The sequence below is a fragment of the Proteiniphilum propionicum genome, from assembly GCF_022267555.1.
In the GTDB taxonomy this organism is placed as follows: Bacteria; Bacteroidota; Bacteroidia; order Bacteroidales; family Dysgonomonadaceae; genus Proteiniphilum; species Proteiniphilum propionicum.
Map to the genome: position 1 here is coordinate 457,001 of NZ_CP073586.1, position 20,085 is coordinate 477,085.

At 41.6% G+C, this 20,085-nt stretch carries 17 protein-coding genes; 16 read left to right on the forward strand and 1 reads right to left on the reverse strand.

Going from position 1 to position 20,085, the window contains the following annotated elements; genetic code table 11:
- Positions 1 to 2 precede the first annotated feature (2 nt).
- From KDN43_RS01685 to KDN43_RS01725, 9 genes are all read left to right on the forward strand, one after another.
- Positions 3 to 3,368: an AAA family ATPase gene (locus KDN43_RS01685; protein ID WP_238867975.1), complete on the forward strand. Its 3,366-nt coding sequence runs from the start codon at positions 3 to 5 to the stop codon at positions 3,366 to 3,368.
- Positions 3,369 to 3,428: 60 nt separating this feature from the next.
- Positions 3,429 to 4,007, forward strand: coding sequence for an FHA domain-containing protein (locus KDN43_RS01690; RefSeq protein ID WP_238867976.1), 579 nt, complete (start codon positions 3,429 to 3,431; stop codon positions 4,005 to 4,007).
- Positions 4,008 to 4,029: 22 nt separating this feature from the next.
- Complete coding sequence (locus KDN43_RS01695; protein WP_238867977.1) at positions 4,030 to 5,619, forward strand: hypothetical protein; 1,590 nt, start codon at positions 4,030 to 4,032, stop codon at positions 5,617 to 5,619.
- 14 nt (positions 5,620 to 5,633) lie between these two features.
- Positions 5,634 to 6,398, forward strand: a complete 765-nt coding sequence (locus KDN43_RS01700; RefSeq protein WP_238867978.1) for a PP2C family protein-serine/threonine phosphatase — start codon at positions 5,634 to 5,636, stop codon at positions 6,396 to 6,398.
- On the forward strand, positions 6,395 to 6,991 hold the full coding sequence (locus KDN43_RS01705) for a hypothetical protein (RefSeq protein WP_238867979.1): 597 nt from the start codon (positions 6,395 to 6,397) through the stop codon (positions 6,989 to 6,991). Before KDN43_RS01700 ends, KDN43_RS01705 begins: the two co-directional genes overlap by 4 nt.
- Before the next feature lie 20 nt (positions 6,992 to 7,011).
- Positions 7,012 to 7,431: a YrhA family protein gene (locus tag KDN43_RS01710; RefSeq protein WP_238867980.1), complete on the forward strand. Its 420-nt coding sequence runs from the start codon at positions 7,012 to 7,014 to the stop codon at positions 7,429 to 7,431.
- Positions 7,432 to 7,447: 16 nt separating this feature from the next.
- On the forward strand, positions 7,448 to 7,666 hold the full coding sequence (locus tag KDN43_RS01715; protein ID WP_238867981.1) for a hypothetical protein: 219 nt from the start codon (positions 7,448 to 7,450) through the stop codon (positions 7,664 to 7,666).
- Positions 7,667 to 8,300: 634 nt separating this feature from the next.
- A complete protein-coding gene (locus tag KDN43_RS01720; protein WP_238867982.1) occupies positions 8,301 to 9,392 on the forward strand; it encodes an NAD(P)H-dependent flavin oxidoreductase in 1,092 nt (363 codons plus the stop codon).
- Positions 9,393 to 9,509: 117 nt separating this feature from the next.
- A complete protein-coding gene (locus tag KDN43_RS01725) occupies positions 9,510 to 9,791 on the forward strand; it encodes an RNA recognition motif domain-containing protein (protein ID WP_238867983.1) in 282 nt (93 codons plus the stop codon).
- 75 nt (positions 9,792 to 9,866) lie between these two features.
- On the opposite strand, the gene KDN43_RS01730 is transcribed toward KDN43_RS01725, so the two are convergent.
- Positions 9,867 to 10,298: a helix-turn-helix domain-containing protein gene (locus KDN43_RS01730; RefSeq protein ID WP_238867984.1), complete on the reverse strand. Its 432-nt coding sequence runs from the start codon at positions 10,296 to 10,298 to the stop codon at positions 9,867 to 9,869.
- 436 nt (positions 10,299 to 10,734) lie between these two features.
- Here KDN43_RS01730 and KDN43_RS01735 point away from each other — a divergent pair, with 436 nt between their 5' ends.
- The 7 genes from KDN43_RS01735 (at position 10,735) to hpf (ending at position 20,039) form a co-directional block, all read left to right on the forward strand.
- The gene (locus tag KDN43_RS01735) at positions 10,735 to 13,968 is read left to right on the forward strand and encodes a SusC/RagA family TonB-linked outer membrane protein (RefSeq protein ID WP_238867985.1); all 3,234 of its coding nucleotides are present in this window, start codon (positions 10,735 to 10,737) and stop codon (positions 13,966 to 13,968) included.
- A 12-nt stretch (positions 13,969 to 13,980) separates the two neighbouring features.
- Positions 13,981 to 15,735 carry a RagB/SusD family nutrient uptake outer membrane protein gene (locus KDN43_RS01740; RefSeq protein ID WP_238867986.1) on the forward strand — a complete coding sequence of 585 codons (1,755 nt, stop codon included), beginning with the start codon at positions 13,981 to 13,983 and terminating at the stop codon, positions 15,733 to 15,735.
- Positions 15,736 to 15,803: 68 nt separating this feature from the next.
- Positions 15,804 to 16,655: an endonuclease/exonuclease/phosphatase family protein gene (locus KDN43_RS01745; protein WP_238867987.1), complete on the forward strand. Its 852-nt coding sequence runs from the start codon at positions 15,804 to 15,806 to the stop codon at positions 16,653 to 16,655.
- A gap of 125 nt (positions 16,656 to 16,780) precedes the next feature.
- Positions 16,781 to 18,199 carry a sialate O-acetylesterase gene (locus tag KDN43_RS01750; protein ID WP_238867988.1) on the forward strand — a complete coding sequence of 473 codons (1,419 nt, stop codon included), beginning with the start codon at positions 16,781 to 16,783 and terminating at the stop codon, positions 18,197 to 18,199.
- A 404-nt stretch (positions 18,200 to 18,603) separates the two neighbouring features.
- Positions 18,604 to 18,795 (forward strand): 30S ribosomal protein S21, encoded by a 192-nt coding sequence (gene rpsU / locus KDN43_RS01755; protein ID WP_238867989.1) that lies wholly within the window; start codon positions 18,604 to 18,606, stop codon positions 18,793 to 18,795.
- Between the two features lie 44 nt (positions 18,796 to 18,839).
- The gene (locus KDN43_RS01760) at positions 18,840 to 19,730 is read left to right on the forward strand and encodes a tyrosine recombinase XerC (protein ID WP_238867990.1); all 891 of its coding nucleotides are present in this window, start codon (positions 18,840 to 18,842) and stop codon (positions 19,728 to 19,730) included.
- A 12-nt stretch (positions 19,731 to 19,742) separates the two neighbouring features.
- Positions 19,743 to 20,039, forward strand: a complete 297-nt coding sequence (hpf, locus tag KDN43_RS01765; protein ID WP_238867991.1) for a ribosome hibernation-promoting factor, HPF/YfiA family — start codon at positions 19,743 to 19,745, stop codon at positions 20,037 to 20,039.
- Positions 20,040 to 20,085 lie beyond the last annotated feature (46 nt).

Below are 20,085 nucleotides of genomic sequence, written 5' to 3' on the forward strand. Positions count from 1 at the left end.
TCATGGAGTGTCCTTCGTGCAATAAACCCAACAGAAGCAAAGCGCTGTACTGCAAATGGTGCGGAGAAAATGTAATAACTGAAATCAACGATCCGTTAAGCGACCTAATCGGCTTGGAAGCCATTAAGAAGCAACTTGAAGAACTGGTTAAAACATGTGAAAACATTTCGTTGCGGACAAAAAAGACAGGGGTGAGAATTCGCCTGGGAATGGATATGGTGATTACGGGAAATACCGGAACAGGGAAAACTGAACTTATCAAAGTATTGCAAAACCTGCTTTTCTCAACCGGTATTATCAAGAAAAATAATGCCGTGATTGTCGATGCGGTCGATTTTGATGAGTTTTCACGAAAGACCGAAAAAACAGACAACTGGTCCGAAAATACAAACAAAGCCAAAGGAGGGCTGCTGGTCATCGAAAACGCTCAAAAACTCGTACCGCAAACCTCCGCCAACGAAATCAACAAACTCGATAAACTCTTCAAATGTATGAACGACGAATGGGACAATGATCCCATCGTAATACTTTCGGGATTATCGGGACTGAAAGCCTTTATGATGGCTAATGCCGATATTGCAAACCGCTTTGAATACCATTTCGACTTGACCGGTTATGATTCAAAAGAGCTGACCGGTATTTGCCTGAAGAAACTCCATGACAACTACGATGGATTGACCCTCAGCGAAGATGCAACAGCTAAACTGGAGCGTGTATTCAAACATGAGTTCCGCAACAAAAAAAGTGATTTCGGCAACGGACACTTGGCCACAAAAAAAGCTTCCGAAATTTTCGCTAATGTCATAAAACGCAACCATAACGCACAAAACGCTGAATGCGAAGATATAACAGGCAACGAATTTCGCCCCAGAAGCTACGATGAGATTATGCAAGAGTTGGACAGCTTTGTGGGTATTGAGGAGATCAAACAATCCATCAAAAAAATTATCAGCCGGTTAGATACAGGTGAAATGATGCACGGCGAAAAGGCAAAACGGGAGATAAAAGACCACTTCCTGTTTTTAGGCAATCCCGGGACAGGCAAAACAACCATTGCCCGTATTTTTGCAGATATACTCAATTCGCTCGATGTATTACCCACAGGACAGTTAGTTGAGGTCTCCAGAAAAGAATTGGTAGCTGGCTATGTCGGACATACGGCTATTGCGGTGGAAGAAGCGGTAAACAGAGCAATGGGGGGTGTCTTGTTTATTGATGAAGCCTACTCGATTATTAAAGACGAGAACGACTCCTTCGGTATTGAGGCAGTAAACACACTGCTGAAACTCATTGAAGACAACAGAGGTAAGCTGGTTGCCATAGCTGCAGGATATACAAAGGAAATGGCAGACTTTCTCGCGGCTAACTCAGGCATGAAGTCACGTTTCAACGAAACCATAAATTTCAGAGACTATACCGCCAAAGAACTGACTGAGATTTTCCGTCGGTTGGTGAAAAAAGAAAAGATGACCCTGAGTGACGACGCTGAAAAAAACATTGAAAACTTCTTCAACCGTATGTATATCTCCCGCGATAAAAAATCGTTCGGCAATGCCAGGGAAGTACGCAATGCGTTCGACAAAGCGTTGAAAAATCACGCGCTCCGTGTGCAACAACTCAAAGGCGATGCCAATATCACGCAAGAAATGCTCTACACACTTACCCGGGCAGATATTGAAGGAGAGGAAAATCTGAAAGAAAAAGATTTGGACACTATCCTCACAGAGCTTGACCAATTTATCGGAATGGACTCGGTAAAAACCGAAATACGCAAGCTGGCCACCAAGCTGATGATGGATAAAAAAATGCAGGAAAAAGGTTTTGCCGATGCCGAACTCACCAATGTACATATCGTCCTTACCGGCAGTCCTGGCACAGGAAAAACGACCATTGCCAATAAGCTGGGCGAGATATTTAAAGCCATAGGCCTACTTCCTTCCGACAGGGTGGTTGTCAAAGAACCGAAAGACATCCTCAGCTCTATTGTCAACGACAGCTCAAAGCGTATGGACAAAGCCTGCGATGAAGCCATGGGTGCCACCTTGCTGATAGACGAAGCGTATAATCTTGCCAAAGTGGATGGTGTGGGAAACGTGGATGAAACGGGCAGACAGGCCGTGGAAGCCCTGATGACACGCATGAGCAACGATGCCGGTAAGTTTGTAGTGATTGTGGCAGGATATAAAAACGAAGTTGATAGGTTTATCCAAAAAGCAAATCCGGGATTAGACCGTAGATTTACCACCCGGCTGCATATCGAAGACTATACCGCCAATCAATTGGTGGATATCTACAAGCTGAACGCCAGAAAAAACAAACTTAATCTCACCCAAGAGGCTGAAGTGCGACTACATAAGCTTGTTAATAGAATGGTAGACGCCAAAAAACCTAACTTTGGCAATGCGGGCGAGGTAATTAAGGTGCTTGCCGAAACAAAAGCCCGTAAAGCGAACCGTTTGGCTGAAATGATGGGACAAGGCATCGACATAACCAAAGAGATATACCAGACGATAGAAGCAGACGATATCCCATACAATGAACCAAAAGCATTGGTTAAAAACGATTATCTCAAAAATCTAGACCAATTGATAGGATTGGAAAATGTCAAAAATGAAGTGCGTCGTGTAGCCGGCTACATCGAAGTAGAGCGGGCCAAAGCAGCGAGGCTCGGCAAAAAGTTCCAGGGACTTGACGATCATTACCTTTTTGTAGGAAACCCCGGTACAGGCAAAACAACGGTAGCCAGAATTATGGCCGATATTTTATATTCATTGGATGTATTGCCTACAAACAAACTCACGGAAACAGCCCGCGATGGCCTGGTAGATATGTTCCAGGGACATACCGCCAAAAGGACCAAAGAGGTCTTTCAGAGCGCCATGGGCGGTGTGCTTTTTATCGATGAAGCATATTCGCTAAAACAATCGGATGGTGATTCTTTCGGACAGGAGGCCATTGATACTCTTCTGAAATTAATGGAAGACAACAGAGGTAAAATTATCTGCATTGCTGCCGGATATCCGTATGAGATAAATCAGTGGCTCAATAGCAACAGCGGATTGAAGCATCGATTTACCAAGACCATCGATTTCGATGACTATAATGACAAAGAATTGGCTCAAATATTCTTGATGAAAGCACAAAAAGACCAGTTGATACTTACCCCGGAAGCCGAAAAGCTAATGAGGAACTATTTCTGCGACTTATACGAAAATCGCGATGAGAACTTTGCAAATGCCCGGCAAGTCAATAAATACTTTGCAAAAGTAAAAACAAACCAAAGTACACGTATTCAAGAAATCATGAACCAGCCCGATTTTGAAGTAGACAGCTTTAAATTGTTAATGGCAGAAGATATGCTTTTATAAAAAAGCAAAAACACGGGGATAGTCATAAAAAACGATATGTACAATTGTAAAACTGATGATATGCCTGAATTAGTAAAATGCCCTCTTTGCGGCAAAGAAATTGAAGCCGATAGTTTCTACTGCGACCAGTGCGGAGAAGAGTTGAAGCTTTGCGGAAACGGACACGGTTTCAAGAAAGGTAAAGTTTGCAGCCAATGCGGACAACCATTGGTTAAAGCAAAATTTGCCCCTAATAATAAAAGTCAGACTGAGCCCGATAATAGCGTTGTCACACACAATACTGCAGTTGAACCTACGCAAACGGATAATAGCTCTCAAAAAACGATACGCCTTACTCCAACAAAGGCTAAACCTCAATTTATGGTCGGCAAAAGCATCAATGCCCGGTTGCCCATAAAAGAGGGAGCTGTTATTGGCAGGCGCACGGGCGATTATGTCTCAACATTTGCCTCGCAAGGTTATGTGTCGGGAACACATGCCAGAATCCAGGCCAATGCCGACGGGGATTATGAAATTATTGACTTGGATTCCACTAACGGCACATTCGTAAATGGCTCACAAATAGCGCCCAATAAGCCTACTGCCATCCATACAGGTGATGAAATAGCCTTCTATGACACCACTTTTATTATCGAATAATAATCCTTAAAATTTATATGGTATGTTCAGATTTTTTAAAAACAACACATTTTTCGATCGCACATTTATTTCCATTTTGCTCGGTATACTTCTCATTGTAATTGTAATTATTACCATATACCCAAACCGGAAGGTGGCAAATGTAAAAATGGCAGCATTAAAAAACACAGCACTAACTTACAACGAAGATGTACTGGAAATAATAAACAAAGGCGATAGCGTGATTATTCTGGGGCAAGACATTAAAAACGGGACAATGGGAATGATGTTTTGGGTGGAGACTAAAAGCGGGCAAAGAGGCTTTGTGCCACAAGAAGCATTTGACGAATCGGGAGTAGTTTATAAAGTGAAGGAAGTACAAAAAAACGACGAACTAAATATTCAAAAAGGCGATACCGTTACCATAATGGGACGAACGGATGAAATTGCCTTTGTGGATTTTAACATTAAAACAAAAGACGGAAAGACCGGGACAGTAGGCCATGATGGAATAATAAGCGTCACAGGTAAAAAACTGGCAAAATATAATCTCAACGATAGAAGGGCTTTTTATATGACAAAGCAAAAGTTTGAACGGTTATATATGGGCAGGACTTTCGATGAAGTCGAAAATCTGTATTGTAATGCATTCATTATAATGAACAAAGGCAAAAACAAAGAGGCTGTTTATCCACTGAGGGTTTTCAATAAATCGGACGGGAAGTTCTATAAACCAACCCTTGTTTTTGAAGATAGCATCGCGAAGTCGTATTCCATGGAAACGGTTCATTATCATAAAAAATCATGGTTTCCCAAAAATTATCTTTTCTTGAAATACCTGCCGCTCTCAGGCACTATTTTAGACATCGATTTATTTGCGAACATGATAAACGGGCTTATGTTCGAGAGTGAAATTGTTGATGATTTTACCGATACACCTATCCGAAAAACCTTGGGTATAATTATGGCGATTTTTGTAGGATTAGGAGCACTCTTGTGGATATTTTCCACTAACCTTGCTATTCCGCTTTTGCTTTTCGGGTTGTTGAAATTCCGCTATCCTTTACTATTTGTGAGCAATAAGGCTTTCCCAATTACATTTTTGGTGGTTAGCATTATTACCACATACATATGGATAGTTTTGGGACTGAGCTATCAGTTCTTTTGGTGGTTCTTTATCCCAGTTGTTTTGTATCTGTTTTTCTTTTCATATAGACAAATCAACGATTTTTTTGATGAATTTCCCTATAACCGCTGTCCCGACTGCAAGCATCTGTACACCATCAATTATAATGCTAAAAATCTTATCAAAAAATACGAAGAATGGCGGCCCAAAACAGAAAGAGGCAAGCTTTTAGATTCGCATACTGAAAGATGGCAAACAGGCGACAAGGTTACAACATACGATCAATATAGCGATGGCTCAAGAAGAAACTACCAAACAAAAATAGAAAATATTCAAAATCACTCTCGTACAATTAATGTGTATCAATACAATGAGTATAATGTTTTATATAAGGTGTATGAATATGAGCATGTTTACAAATGCACAAAATGTGGTTATGAGCAATATTCGCACTCTGAAGAGTTGGAGGAACTCGACCGTAAATTTGTAAAATCATACGCAAAATAAAAATATTTAAAAGCATGCTTGTCAAAACAGACCTGATTTGCGATATTGGCTGCGTAAGGCAGAAGAACGAAGACATAATACTGCTGGATGGAGAGTTGTATCGTGATAAATCGGCACAGAGCAAGTACGAGCTCACCCCGGAAGTCCGCTTTGTAGCCATAGTTGCCGACGGCATGGGCGGACACAAGGGAGGTGATGTTGCCTCCGAGATTGTCGCTCAGCAATTCAACGAGTTTGTTTACAACCTGCCCGGCAAATTGAGTCAAGAGGAAGTAATTTCGCGAATAAAAGATTGGACACAAGCAACACATCAGCTTCTTGTCCACTTAAGCAGTGTGAATAGGGAGTTGGAAGAGATGGGTTCTACTTTTTGCGGTATGCTGTTTTACGAAAAGATGATTTTCATTCTCAATATCGGCGACAGCAGGATTTATCGATTTCGCGACGGTATATTCAAGCAACTAAGCACCGATCACTCTTTGCGTCAGCTCACGGGCGATATGTCCATACCCAACAACATTATCTACAACTCGTTTGGCGGCAACGATGATGTTTATATTGATGTGAAAAACATCTCCGGACAAGTTTTTGAAAACGATATTTTCCTGATATGCTCCGATGGACTGGCAGATATGGTTTCTGACACTGAAATAGAAAAGACTTTGATAGAGACTGTTTCGGCACAGAAATTAGTGGATAAAGCCAAACAAGCGGGCGGAAAAGACAATATAAGCGTAATAATAATGCAAATCTGCCAATCAACTAACTCCGGCCTATGATTGAGATTTCTTACGAACTTAAAAACGCCCTAATTCCTTTGCTTAACTCAAAGCAGAGTTTTGAACTGTTCGATGCGAATAAAACGTGCTTGCACACCACGGTCTTGTCTTTCTTTAGGTATTATGATTTGATTTCGGCTCGCACCTTCTCAACCATTCCGCCGGTAACGATGGAATACCTCTGGAACCGAAACAACAACCATATTATTAAGTTAGACGGCACATGCGACTGTATTTTTGACAACCTCGAAAAATTGGGGTTGAACCTGAACGACAACAACTTTTCCGATTACCTGACATTTGTTCTTGAAAACGTTCAAAGCGAGCAGGGAAAATTGCGATTGGTGCAAAGCATTGACGATGTAGAATATTCGCAAAACCCCACGAAAGAAGAAATCAAGTTTCTCGAGAGAAATATCAAACCGATAGAAGTCGAACTTAAAGATGAAACATGCAGGGTTCAATGTCATATCCTGTACGGAGATACGCTCTATCGTGCAGAAATAAATGTTTCTGACGACGGCACTTTTGAATTTGTATCCGAAGAGTGTCTAAGGGCCGGATTGCCCGTAAGGCAAATATTTTTAGAGTAGACGCACTAGACCATATAACCATGATTATCAAAGATATAATACGTAATCTCGATGAATATGTCCTTGCAAATCCTCCGGCTACCGGCAAGGATATCGACAGATGCAACAACCAGATGACAAAAATCAACGCTCCGCGGTTGCCTGTCGACTTTGTAGCGTTTCTTCAGATATGTAACGGCATGCAGTATAACGGCATGCAGATATTTGGCAGCAAACAAAACGAAATTATTCATTTTACCGCACAAAACCGTATCTATTACGAGCGTTTTGACGAGATAAATGATTTGATTTTCTTCGGGCAAATTGATGACGACTTGTACACCTATAACGCACAAACACAAAAATATCAGGCACGCGACATTTGCAGTTTTGATATTTGGGACGAATATAACTCCTTCAGTGAGTTTTTCTCGAAAGAAATGATGAAATGGCTTGCTTAAAAACAATAAAAGAAACGTGATGAACAAATCGCTTGAAGCACTTAAACAACTAGCCGGACAGGACGATACCGAAGCCCAATACCAACTGGCCTTGCTCTTGCTTACCGATGCCGAAACCTACTGGGAAGGCATGGAATGGCTCAAACGAGCTGCCGATAATGGGCATGAACTTGCCCGGCAAGCCTACGACGATGAATTCATAGATGACGATGGCAGGTTTGACGCTTGGGCTTAAACGTTGGTAGTATCCATAAAACGTGTAATTTTTATCTCTTATTCATTATAACAATACTTCGGTAAATATTCAATTAACTAATTAGTCAGCCCTTAAAAAGTATTCAATTATCTATAATGCAAAGGCTAAGTTCAATTTAGAAGTGCAACTTTCCCGGTAAGTTTTATATAGGTTTTTTAATAAAACCATGAAAAAACACTGCGGGGGTTACCTAACGGGCGGAGGCGCGCGGCCCCCGAAGAGAGTCAAACAGCAACATAAATAAAAAGGAGACCGAAGTCTCCCTAAAATTAACTATTAGTGTGAGTTCGGGATAATATTTACCTCCAAATGGTTAATTGACTTGACTTTTCTACTTCAAATTTGATTGGAAGTATTTGGGGAGCATCATAATCTGTTGAATTATATTTTTCAAAATTATATTTTCTGAAATAGCTGAAGATCAATAAAAATATTGTATCTTTGTACTCTAAACAATCAAGCTTATATTGATATCTTTCACAGCAATGCTTTGCATTACCCTCATCGGGTAAGTCTTTTCATCGTCTAAATCGACCTCAAAATCAGCTTTCTTGTTTGGATCAACCAGGTGTTAGTGTGCAATACACCTACATCTTTACACCCATTTACAGAGATGTTCAAATCATTTTTTATTGGAGAAAAAGAAATTAAATTGCCCATTATTCAGGGCGGCATGGGTGTTGGCATATCCCTTTCAGGCCTAGCTTCGGCAGTAGCCAACGAAGGAGGAATTGGAGTGATTTCAAGTGCAGGCTTAGGATTGCTATACCGGCGAAAACCGGGTGATTATCTGAAAGACTGCATTTGGGGACTAAAAGAAGAATTGCGCAAATCTCGCGAAAAGTCCAAAGGAACAATCGGTGTGAATATCATGGTTGCTTTGTCAAATTTCGCCGATATGGTGCGTACCACAATTGCTGAAAAGGCCGATATAATTTTTGCGGGTGCAGGATTGCCCTTGGATTTACCATCCTACCTATCCACTTCAAGCGAAACAAAGCTCGTTCCCATCGTATCATCAGCACGTGCCGCAAAAGTGATTTGCGAAAAGTGGCAAACCAATTACAATTATCTCCCGGATGCCATTGTGGTAGAAGGACCCAAGGCAGGAGGCCACCTCGGTTTTAAGAGAGAAAATCTGGAGGATGCGAATTATTCCTTGGAAAGACTAGTTCCGGAAGTGCTGGCAATTGCCACAAGTTACAAAGACAAGAAAACAATTCCCGTAATTGCTGCCGGCGGAATTTCTACTGGGGAGGATATCCTTCGTTTTATTCAGCTTGGCGCATCAGGCGTACAGATAGGAAGTCTCTTCGTGCCAACCGATGAATGTGACGCTTCAGATGCATTTAAGCAAATTTATGTCAATTCCTCACAATCGGATCTGATGATTATTCAAAGTCCGGTGGGTATGCCGGGGCGCGCTTTTCAGGGAGATTTTTTAGATAGCGTCAATGCTGGCAACGAAATACCCAAATCGTGCCCTTACCACTGTATCAAGACCTGCGATTATTCAAAAAGCCCATATTGCATAATCAAAGCGTTGTATAATGCTTCAAAAGGCAGGATGAACCGGGGATACGCATTTGCCGGAGCAAACGCCTATCTGACAGAAAAAATATCCAGTGTAAGAGAAGTAATATCTAACCTGAAAAAAGAATTTATTGATGCTGAATTTCTGTTGGGTAAAGATTTAGCGCATTAAATGTTTTAAAAACAAATAAGACATCGATTAACGAACGGTCGTGCTGTTAGTACAAACCGGTTTCGAATAATCGCAAATTAAATAAATGATTGAAAAAAAAATTGAAAAAAAGAGAAAATGAACATTTATGTATCAAATTTAAGCTACGACACAACAACTGAAAGCTTACAGGAATTATTTGCAGAATACGGTGAAATATCTTCTGTCAACATAATAAGAGACAGGATCAGTGGTCAGTCCAGGGGTTTCGGATTTGTAGAAATGCCAAATGACGACAACGCTCAAAAAGCCATTGATGAGCTGAATAATAGCGATTTTGAAGGAAAAACAATCACCGTAAACAAAGCCCGTCCAAGACCGGAAAGAAACGACGGTGGTTACAACAGAAGACGGTATTAATCGTCGACTCATTGAATTACTTCCCGGCTGCAATTGATGTAGCCGGGATTTTTTTATCTACTGCCCGGCACTATTTTAACCTTTGGCTTTGGCTGCCGTTTCATTTCTGAGCAGTTCTTCCAGCAAGGCAACCTTCTCTTGTTCAGCTTTAAGCATCCGCTCGTAAAGCTCCACTTTTTCATCGTACAACTGCACGATCCTTTCGATCGGATTATTGATCGTATAACTGTTATATGCCGAGGAATTATCTGAAAAATTGTTCGACACAATATGAACAGCTCCCTCGTCGGTAAAATTCCTTATGGCATCTTCCGGGATATTCAATGCGTTGGCCACTTTTGCCAGCGTTTCGTTATCCAACTCTTCTTTGTTCTCAATTTTGGATATGGATTGCTGAGAGAGCTGAAGCCTCTCGGCCAAATCCTCCTGTTTAACGCCCAGAATTTCGCGAAGACGCTTCACGTTATATCCCAAATGTGTCCGATTAGCCCTGTAAGTTGTTTCCATATTGTTTGTATTACGCTGAAAGATGAAACATAATAACACCTCAATAAGCAAAAATACAAAAAAAAGGAACAAGTTGTATTTTACTCCCCGATATTTGAAGTTAAACAACCGCGATTGTTAAAATACAAGCACTTAATCCCATATGTTTGTGGTTCAAACAAAATCAAATTTTAACTATTTAATATTAAATGATAATCATTGCAAAAGGCGCATCATTCTTAAAAACTCCGTTTTAATCTGTTGTTTTTTTAATCAAAGAGATAGCTAACAAGTTTATTTGCTAGCATATTAAACATCTAAGTTTCTATTTGGAAATAGTTTATATGAATGTTAAGTAACAATTTATTTATTTTTTTGTCATCACTTCGTAACAATAAAAACCGTTCTTTGCCGGAAATTTTAGAAGTGATTCCAAAGTTCTATTAACAAAAAAATTATGAACAAATTATTAAGATTTAAATTATTTGTATTGTCCTTGTGTTTTGCTTTAGCAATAAATGCACAAGACGCGACGCTTTCAGGCGTTGTAAGGGATGTGAGCAACAATCCGCTGATCGGTGTCAACGTCGTTCAAAAAGGAACTACTAAAGGAACCATCACCAATCATGACGGAGAATTCTCTTTTCAGGCTACGCCTCATTCAACCATAGTATTTACCTATATCGGATTTGCCAAACAGGAAATTGCCTGGGACGGGAACAGTCGATTGAATGTTACACTCCATGAAGATTCCGAACTATTGGAAGAAGTAGTGGTGGTTGGGTATGGAACCGCTCAAAAAGTAAACTTGACCGGAGCTGTTGAACAAGTAACCAGTAAAGTATTTGAGAACCGACCCATAACCAATATTACACAAGGCCTTGTAGGTGTTATTCCTAATTTAAACATCAGCTTGACAGATGGAAAACCCACTCAGTCTCCTTCTTATAATGTGAGGGGCACCACCTCTATCGGTCAGGGAGGAAATGCATTGGTGTTGATTGATGGCGTAGAGGGAGACCCTCGTATGCTGAATCCAAACGACATTGAAAGCGTCTCTGTTTTAAAAGATGCAGCCTCTGCTTCCATTTATGGTGCGAGAGCCGCATTTGGAGTTGTGTTGATTACAACTAAAACTGCGTCAAAAGGAAGAACATCATTGAATTACACCGGAAATTTGTCTTCCAAACGTCCTACAACTGTCCCCGACAATATCGTGGATTCATACCCGTGGGCAAAATCTTTTAGTGATGCATGGTCCAATTGGAATGATGACGGAAGAACACCCACCGCCGTCAATAAGACGCTCTCTTTCTCTCCAGAATACTTGGCCGAGATAAAAAGGAGATGGGAAGACCCCTCCTTACCGCGCATAGAGATAAATCCAACCACCGGAGCTTATGAATATTATTACAGCACCGATTGGTATAAGGAACTGTATAAGGATAGTTTTTTTGCACAGGATCACAATGTATCCGTTTCAGGAGGAAATGAACTGGCTTCTTTTTATGTAAGTGGGAGGTATAACAGTGAGGATGGACTCTATAAATACAACACGGATACCTATTCTATGTACAATCTTCGTGCCAGAGGCAACATCCAAATATTCGACTGGTTACTGGTCGATAATAATACAGAGTATTCAACAATGAAATACCATCAACCGATAAATGTGGGTGAAGGGAGCAACATCTGGCGCAATATGGCTGATGAAGGCCATCCTTTAGCCCCGCTCACAAATCCCGATGGAACCTTGACGTTTCCGGCTGCATATACCATTGGAGACAGGTATTTAGGGAAAAGTGGAGCCGACTTACATCAAAAAATTATTAAAAACAAAACCGCATTAAAAGCAGACTTTTTTGACAAAAGTTTAACATTGCAGGCCGATTTTACTTTTCAAAATACGGAATACGGTCATCGGCAAATACGGGTACAAGTGCCTTATAGCCGTTACGAAGGGCAGATCGGTTATACCGGCACAAACACGAATGACTTACAAGAACGTCGCTCTACAACAGAATATCTGGCAACAAATGTGTATGCCAATTATTTGAAGTCATTCAACAAAAAACATAATTTCGAATTCCTGGCAGGATTCAACTACGAACAATCTACTTATAATAATGTAACAATGACAAGAAACGGTATTGTTTACGAAGACGCAAAAGATATTAATCTTGCTTTGGGAAATAACATCAACACATCAGGCGGATATAGCAGGTGGCGGATTGCAGGAAATTTCTTCCGTGTAAACTACAATTACCTGCAAAGGTACCTGATTGAGATAAACGGGCGTTATGACGGTTCATCAAGATTTCCAAGCAACCAACAGTGGGCATTCTTTCCTTCATTTTCCGCAGGTTGGCGATTATCTGAAGAGGCCTTCTGGCAGGTTAATCCCGATGTTATTTCAAACATCAAGTTTAGAGTGTCATACGGATCTTTGGGTAATGGATCCATTAATCCATATACGTTTACAGAGAACTTCAGCATCAGCCAATCCTCCCGGATACTGGGAGACACACGTCCTCAGCGCACATCACAGCCGGGAGTCATTCCCAATACACTTACCTGGGAGACCGCCACTACCGGCAACATCGGACTAGATATCAACGCTCTGAACAATCGAATTTCCTTTACCGGTGATGTATACAGGAGATGGACAGAAGATATGTATACTGTGGGTCCAAGCGTACCGGCTGTTTTCGGAACCGGAGTTCCAAAAGGAAATTATGCCTCCCTAAAGACAACAGGCTGGGAGTTAAGCTTGAACTGGATGGATGGGATTACTTTAGCCGGCAAGCCTTTCAATTATAATGTAAAGGCAAGCCTTGCCGATTCCAAAGCGATCATAACCGATTATTACAATCCCGACAAGCTCCTTACCGACTATTATGTGGGCCAGACAATAGGTGAGATCTGGGGATATAGGGTTGAAGGATTATTTACCTCCTATGAAGAAATAAAAAGTTCTCCCTCTCAATCCAATATTCCTGCTCACAATACGCGTGTAAATCATCCGGGTGATTTAAAATTCAAAAATCTGGATGGCGATGATGAAATTTATCACGGGCTAAACCGTGTAGGAGACTCAGGCGACAAGACGATAATCGGCAACAAATCACCGCGCTATGTATTTGGATTGACGTTAGGGGCTGACTGGAATAATTTTTTCTTCACAACTTTTTTTCACGGTGTTGGAAAACAACAGTGGTATCCCTCCACAGAATCGAGATTCTGGGGACAATATAACAGGCCGTACAACCCATATCCTCGTTGGCAGGAAACCAAACAGTTCCGGCCCGAATTACAAAACTTTGACGCCTATCTCCCATTCTTATCCGGCTATACAGCATCAAGTGGAAGCCGTCAACTGGGAATGCCTAACGACCGATATTTGCAGAACGTAGCTTATATACGTTTAAAAACACTGAATTTGGGATATACACTTCCTGTTTCGATCTCATCCAAACTCCAGGCTGACGACATAAAAATATATCTTTCCGGTGAAAATTTATGGACTTGGTCACCTTTATATAAAATCACAAAAGACACGGATGTTACCAATGTGTGGAGAGCTGGGTCACAATTAACCGGTTTGGACAGCGACAATACCCGAGGTGACGGAGATGGCTATAATTATCCTACACTCGGCACAATTTCTGTGGGTTTATCCATTAACTTTTAATATTACAATCATATGAAGAAAAATATACGACACATCTTTGCAAGCATGCTGGTCCTGACTGGATTTCTAAGCTGCGACATGGAAGAATTACCGCAGGCCACGGCTTCACGTGTAGCCATTTTTGAGTCAGCCAGCGGACTGGAACTTTATTCCAATTCCTTTTACGAAATACTGCCCACTCCATACGACGGTGTCTTTGCCATTGACGACAATTCGGATTTAGTAGCGCGCAACGGGGTTGATACACGATTCATGCCCAATGCCCTGAGTCCTACAACAAGTGGCGGTTGGTCGTGGGGAAACCTACGCAATATCAACTATTTCATTGAGAATGCTGAAGAAAGTACGGTACCCACAAAAGATCACTACCTGGGCCTTGCCCGCTTTTTCCGGGCTTATTTCTACTTTGACAAGGTCAAACGATTCGGAGATGTGCCCTGGATTGATCGCACTATTGATGTTGATGATGAGGAAACCCTTTATGCTCCGAGGGATGATCGTTTTGAAGTCATGGAACATGTGTTGGAAGATTTAAATTACGCAATATCGCATATATCCGACAAGTCAGAACCTACCCGAACCCTGATTACCAGGGATGTAGCCAGAGCATTTAAAACAAGGGTATGCCTGTATGAAGCATCCTTTAGGAAGTATCACACATCGTATGGCAAAGAGGGAACAGCCAACAAGTGGTTCGAAGAAGTTGTTAAAACAGCTGATGAAATTCAAGGATACACATTGGTAGAAGGGCCATCTGCTTACAGGAATCTGTTTCTGCAGAAAATACCCAACAGCAACGAAGTAATTCTGGCCGTCACATTAGATGCCGATCTGCAGGTGTTTAGCTCCAGAAACAGGAGAGTTATCAGTCCTACATATGGCAACAGGCCGTCGTTAACACGCCGCTTTATCAACACCTATCTAAATATTGACGGCACCCCTTTTACAAGTAATCCCAACTACAAGACAACTCCTTTTGCAGAAGAAGTTAAAAACAGGGATGGCCGCCTACAACAAACGATACGTATGGGAAATTATCGACGTACCGAGAACGGGGTTCCCGTTATTGCACCGCCTAACCTCGACCAAGCTTACACGGGCTACCAGATTATCAAAGGGTGTTACGACGAGCGTTTTCCTTATGACGATGAAAGCCGAAATGAAAATGCACACATTATTTTCCGTTACGCCGAGATTCTCTTGAACAAGGCCGAAGCTTTGGCTGAACTGGGAACAATGACCGATACCCAGTGGGCGTCTACCATTGGAGCCTTGAGAGCCCGTGCCGGAATTACAGGTCCTTCCCTGACACAGAAACCTGTAACAGCCGACCCCTATATGGTGAACTTTTACAACAATAGATTTACCGATCCTGTGCTGCTAGAAGTCCTTCGGGAGCGTGCGGTAGAGATGATAACGGAAGGACTGAGGCCTGATGATTTGTCACGATGGCGCTTGGGTGAATTATTTGCTGAAGCTCCTATGAACGGAATGTATGTTCCTGCTCCAGGAGAATACGATCTTAACGAAGACGGAGTAATGGATGTCTGTTTTTATATAGGTAAACGGCCTGCTAATGCTACAGCTTCAATCTTTGTGGATGTCACATCGGAAGGGGTTGGTAGGAGAGTTTTATCTGAAGGTGATTCCGGTGAAGTTATCTGGAATCCGGGGCAGCGGGAATGGTTAGACAAAAAGTACCTTTATCCTATTCCTGAAGCCGACAGGCTAAAAAATCCCAACTTAGGGCAAAACCCCGGTTGGTAATAGAAAATTAATCATTTAAATTGATGGGCCCGGAATACACCGGGTCCAGTCTTAAAAATAAAAGTATAATGAGAACAACAATTATTTGGGCACACCTCTTTTTATTGATTTCAATTGTCCTCTCAGCCCCCAAAAGCAAGGTGGCCAGATTCAATGTAGCCTCTTATAACCTCCGTATGGATACCCCAAGGGACAGCATGGATTCATGGGAACACCGTAAAGATATGGTAAATGGTCTGATACGCTTTCATGATTTTGATATTTTCGGCACACAGGAAGGATTTCACCATCAGATAACGGATATAATTAAACCTGGAGATTATGCTTATACAGGAGTGGGGCGAGACGATGGCAAAGATGCCGGAGAACATTCTGCCATAATTTATAAAAAAAATAAATTTCTGGTTCTGGATAAAGGCGATTTCTGGTTCTCTGAGACTCCCGAAATCCCAGGAAAAGGATGGGATGCCATCTGTTGTAACCGTATCTGTTCATGGGCAAAGTTCAAAGACATTATATCCGGTAAAGAGTTTTATTTCTTTAATGTACATTATGACCATCAGGGAAAAGAGGCTCGAAAACAATCATCTATATTGTTGATGAAAAAAATTCGCAAGATTGCAGCAGGTTATCCTGTAATCTGTACAGGCGATTTTAACGCGACCCCCGATTCCGAACCTATTAAAATCATTAATGAAAACGGGCTACTCAACGACTCATACAAAGTCACTCTTCAGCCTCCTTATGGTACAACCGGTACCTCCAACTCGTTTAATATCTTTGCGAAAATGAAAAACAGAATTGATTATATCTGGATAAGTAAAGAATTTACAGTTAACAAATATGGCGTTCTGAACGATGTACAATATGGACATTTTCCTTCCGATCATTTTCCGGTAATGATAAACGTGAGTTTTTAGGCATAACTCTTTGAAATGCTAAACAAATGCCCCTTTTGATCACCAGATATCCATTCAAACGGTAATTTTAGAAAAAAATGACTATTTTTGCTCATAATTAAATGAAAAAAAAATATTCACATGTCATGAAAAAAATTACAAAACGAGTATGTCTTATTTTATTGCTGTCTTCTGCCCTGTTCTCATTGAACGCGGAAATCAGAATGCCGGCCATTTTTGGTGATAATATGGTATTGCAGCAACAATCGGAGGCTGCAATCTGGGGCTGGGCAAAAGCAAACACCTCCGTACGGGTAACCACCTCCTGGAACAAGAAAAGCTATTCGGCGAAAAGTGACGGACAAGGGTATTGGAAACTGAAGGTAAAGACACCGGCAGCAGGCTATACACCCTATACCATCACCATAAGCGACGGCAAAGCGGTCACATTGAATAATATCCTGATCGGAGAAGTATGGGTCTGTTCGGGGCAATCCAACATGGAGATGCCGATGAAGGGATTTGGAAACCAACCGATCGAGGGAGGGCCGGAAGCTATTGCCACTTCCAGGAATCACGGCATCCGTTGCTTCACCATGAAAAAGGCTTCCAAGTCAGCCCCTCAGACCGACGGTGAAGGCTACTGGGAGGTTGCGGGGCCGGAGACAACACCGGATTTCACGGCGACAGGCTATTACTTCGGCCGCTTGCTGAATCAGACGCTGGACGTTCCTGTCGGACTGATCCACACCAGCTGGGGAGGTTCGCGCATCGAAGCATGGATGACGCCTTCTTCCATCAAAAGCGTGATCCCCGACGTTCAGATACCCGCGACCGACGCCGACATAAAATCACAGAACGGGACACCCACCGTATTATATAACGGTATGCTGCATCCTATCGTAGGGTATGGTATACGCGGCGCTATCTGGTATCAGGGCGAAGCCAACCGGGGTGAACCGGACAGATACGTGGAGCTGTTTGACAGGATGGTGCGCGAATGGCGTACGATCTGGGAAGTGGGCGAATTTCCGTTTTATTACTGTCAAATTGCTCCTTTCAACTACGGAGGCGGGTTTAACTCTGCCTTTATTCGCGAAGCACAGGCCAAAGGGATGAAGACCACACCCAACACGGGAATGGCCGTCCTGATGGATTCGGACAGTCCCGGTTGCATTCATCCGCCTAAAAAGAAATATGCCGGTGAGCGCTTGGCGCTTTGGGCACTGGCGAAAACATACGGTATGGACAAGATGCATTACCGCAGTCCGGAAATTCAGTCCTTAACCGTGGACGGACGAGTAGCCATTCTCACGATGGACATTCCTTCCAGCCCGGGACTCACCACGCACGGGAAAGAGATCCTACAGTTTCAGGTTGCCGGAGATAACAAATGGTTCCATCCGGCCAAGGCGGCTGTTGCCGGTAACCGGATTTATGTTTTCTCACCCAACGTGGAAAAACCGGTAGCTGTTCGTTACTGTTTTAACGACACCGAAGCAACGGAAATATTCACAGTGGAAGGAAACCTTCCAATTTCTTCTTTCCGTACCGATGACTGGTAAACAGTGATTCGAAATAATACTGTCCTCAGGTTGCTTCAAAAGATAAATAACTGAAAACCGGCTAAAAAAAGAGGTGGTGGCTTAAAAAATTTACACCCCATAACGTTGATGTTTATATTTATATTTTATAACTTTGCAGCCCAAACAGAAGGGAGGTTATTGAAACACTCAGAAACAGATAAATATTTTATATCTATTTACATTACGGATCATTGGTCCCAAAAGCCAGGGTAAATATTATGGATTACCCGACAGAATATTCGTGCATGAAGTAAAGGTATAGGGACCATTGTACATGATTTGGTGTTTTTCCACAGTAACAAAATTGGGAACACTAATCATCCCGTAAGTTTTCAAGAAACAATAATCTCAAAACAAATTTCAAAAAAATCAATTTTCAAACTATGATAGTAGTACAACTGAAAGAAGGCGAAAACATTGAAAGAGCCTTGAAAAAATTTAAACGTAAATATGAAAAAACTGGCGTGGTAAAAGAACTTCGCGGCCGTCAGGCCTATACAAAGCCTTCGGTAAAAAAGCGCAAATCAAAACAACACGCCATTTATGTACAGCAAATGCAACAAAATGAAGAATAATTTTCTTATCTTCGTAGTCACATCCATTCAGGGATAGGTGCGGCATGTGGAAAGAAAAATTCATAAAATATCTCCGTTATGAGAAGAACTATTCCTCTCTAACGGAGATTGCTTATTTAAAAGACCTTACACAGTTCGAGGAATTTATAACAGAAATATGTGGGGAATTCAACCCGGCTAATATTGATAGCGACCTTATACGTATATGGATGAGCAGGCTGATGGAACAGAAATTGAAAGCCCGTTCGGTAAACAGGAAACTAAGCGCGGTGAAGTCGTTTTTCCGATACCTGAAAAAGAACGAAGTAATCGCCCGAAATCCCGCCGAAGCCGTTGCAGGGCCGAAAGCCTCAAAAAGGCTTCCATCTTTTGTAAACGACCGGGAGATGACACAAGTAATTGATGATTCACTTGATTATACCGATGATTTTCGTGGGCATCGCGACAGGTTCATTATTGAACTGTTATATCTTACCGGGATGCGGCGTGCCGAGCTGATTGCCCTGAAAGACAGCGACGTTGATCTCTCTTCATGCACGCTTCGTGTAACAGGAAAACGTAATAAACAGCGTATTATACCTTTTTCTGACGATACAAGAGAAAAAATTAAAAATTACATTCAGATAAGAGACGCCGAAATAGAGAACAAATCTCCTTTTCTGTTTGTTAAAGAAGATGGAGCACCTTTATATCCTAAACTGGTTTATAACATAGTTAATGAACATCTCAGCAACATCCCCACTTTATCAAAAAAAAGTCCGCACGTGCTACGGCACTCTTTTGCCACCGAAATGTTGAATAACGGTGCAGAGATTAATGTGGTAAAGGAACTGCTGGGGCACTCAAGCCTTGCTTCAACAGAGGTCTATACACACGTTACATTTGAAGAATTGAAAAAAGCTTATCATAACGCTCACCCAAGAGCAAAAAAATGAAGGAGGAAAAGTATGGAACTAACAATTCAATCTGTAAATTTTGACGCTACCGACCAGCTGAAAGCGTTCATTGAGAAAAAAATTAAAAAACTGGAGCGATTCACCGATGATATTATCCAAGCTGAAGTAATCCTCAGGGTGGTAAAACCGGAAACTGCAAATAATAAAGATGCAGCAGTGAAATTAAACCTCAGACACAGAGAAGCATTTGCAAACAAAAAAGCCGATTCATTTGAAGAAGCCATAGATCTATGCGCTATGGCGATAGAAAAACAAATAATTAAAACCAAAGAAAAAAAGGAGAGATGACGCCAAAAAATTAAGATAAATGTTTTGGCATCAAAAAAAATATCAC

Coding starts and splice junctions, on each gene's coding strand:
- KDN43_RS01685 (WP_238867975.1), top strand. CDS start 3: ATGGAGTGTCCTTCGTGCAATAAACCCAACAGAAGCAAAGCGCTGTAC.
- KDN43_RS01750 (WP_238867988.1), top strand. CDS start 16,781: ATGAAAAAAATTACAAAACGAGTATGTCTTATTTTATTGCTGTCTTCT.
- KDN43_RS01700 (WP_238867978.1), top strand. CDS start 5,634: ATGCTTGTCAAAACAGACCTGATTTGCGATATTGGCTGCGTAAGGCAG.
- KDN43_RS01695 (WP_238867977.1), top strand. CDS start 4,030: ATGTTCAGATTTTTTAAAAACAACACATTTTTCGATCGCACATTTATT.
- KDN43_RS01740 (WP_238867986.1), top strand. CDS start 13,981: ATGAAGAAAAATATACGACACATCTTTGCAAGCATGCTGGTCCTGACT.
- KDN43_RS01710 (WP_238867980.1), top strand. CDS start 7,012: ATGATTATCAAAGATATAATACGTAATCTCGATGAATATGTCCTTGCA.
- KDN43_RS01690 (WP_238867976.1), top strand. CDS start 3,429: ATGCCTGAATTAGTAAAATGCCCTCTTTGCGGCAAAGAAATTGAAGCC.
- KDN43_RS01720 (WP_238867982.1), top strand. CDS start 8,301: ATGTTCAAATCATTTTTTATTGGAGAAAAAGAAATTAAATTGCCCATT.
- hpf (WP_238867991.1), top strand. CDS start 19,743: ATGGAACTAACAATTCAATCTGTAAATTTTGACGCTACCGACCAGCTG.
- KDN43_RS01735 (WP_238867985.1), top strand. CDS start 10,735: ATGAACAAATTATTAAGATTTAAATTATTTGTATTGTCCTTGTGTTTT.
- KDN43_RS01725 (WP_238867983.1), top strand. CDS start 9,510: ATGAACATTTATGTATCAAATTTAAGCTACGACACAACAACTGAAAGC.
- KDN43_RS01760 (WP_238867990.1), top strand. CDS start 18,840: ATGTGGAAAGAAAAATTCATAAAATATCTCCGTTATGAGAAGAACTAT.
- rpsU (WP_238867989.1), top strand. CDS start 18,604: ATGATAGTAGTACAACTGAAAGAAGGCGAAAACATTGAAAGAGCCTTG.
- KDN43_RS01705 (WP_238867979.1), top strand. CDS start 6,395: ATGATTGAGATTTCTTACGAACTTAAAAACGCCCTAATTCCTTTGCTT.
- KDN43_RS01745 (WP_238867987.1), top strand. CDS start 15,804: ATGAGAACAACAATTATTTGGGCACACCTCTTTTTATTGATTTCAATT.
- KDN43_RS01730 (WP_238867984.1), bottom strand. CDS start 10,298: ATGGAAACAACTTACAGGGCTAATCGGACACATTTGGGATATAACGTG.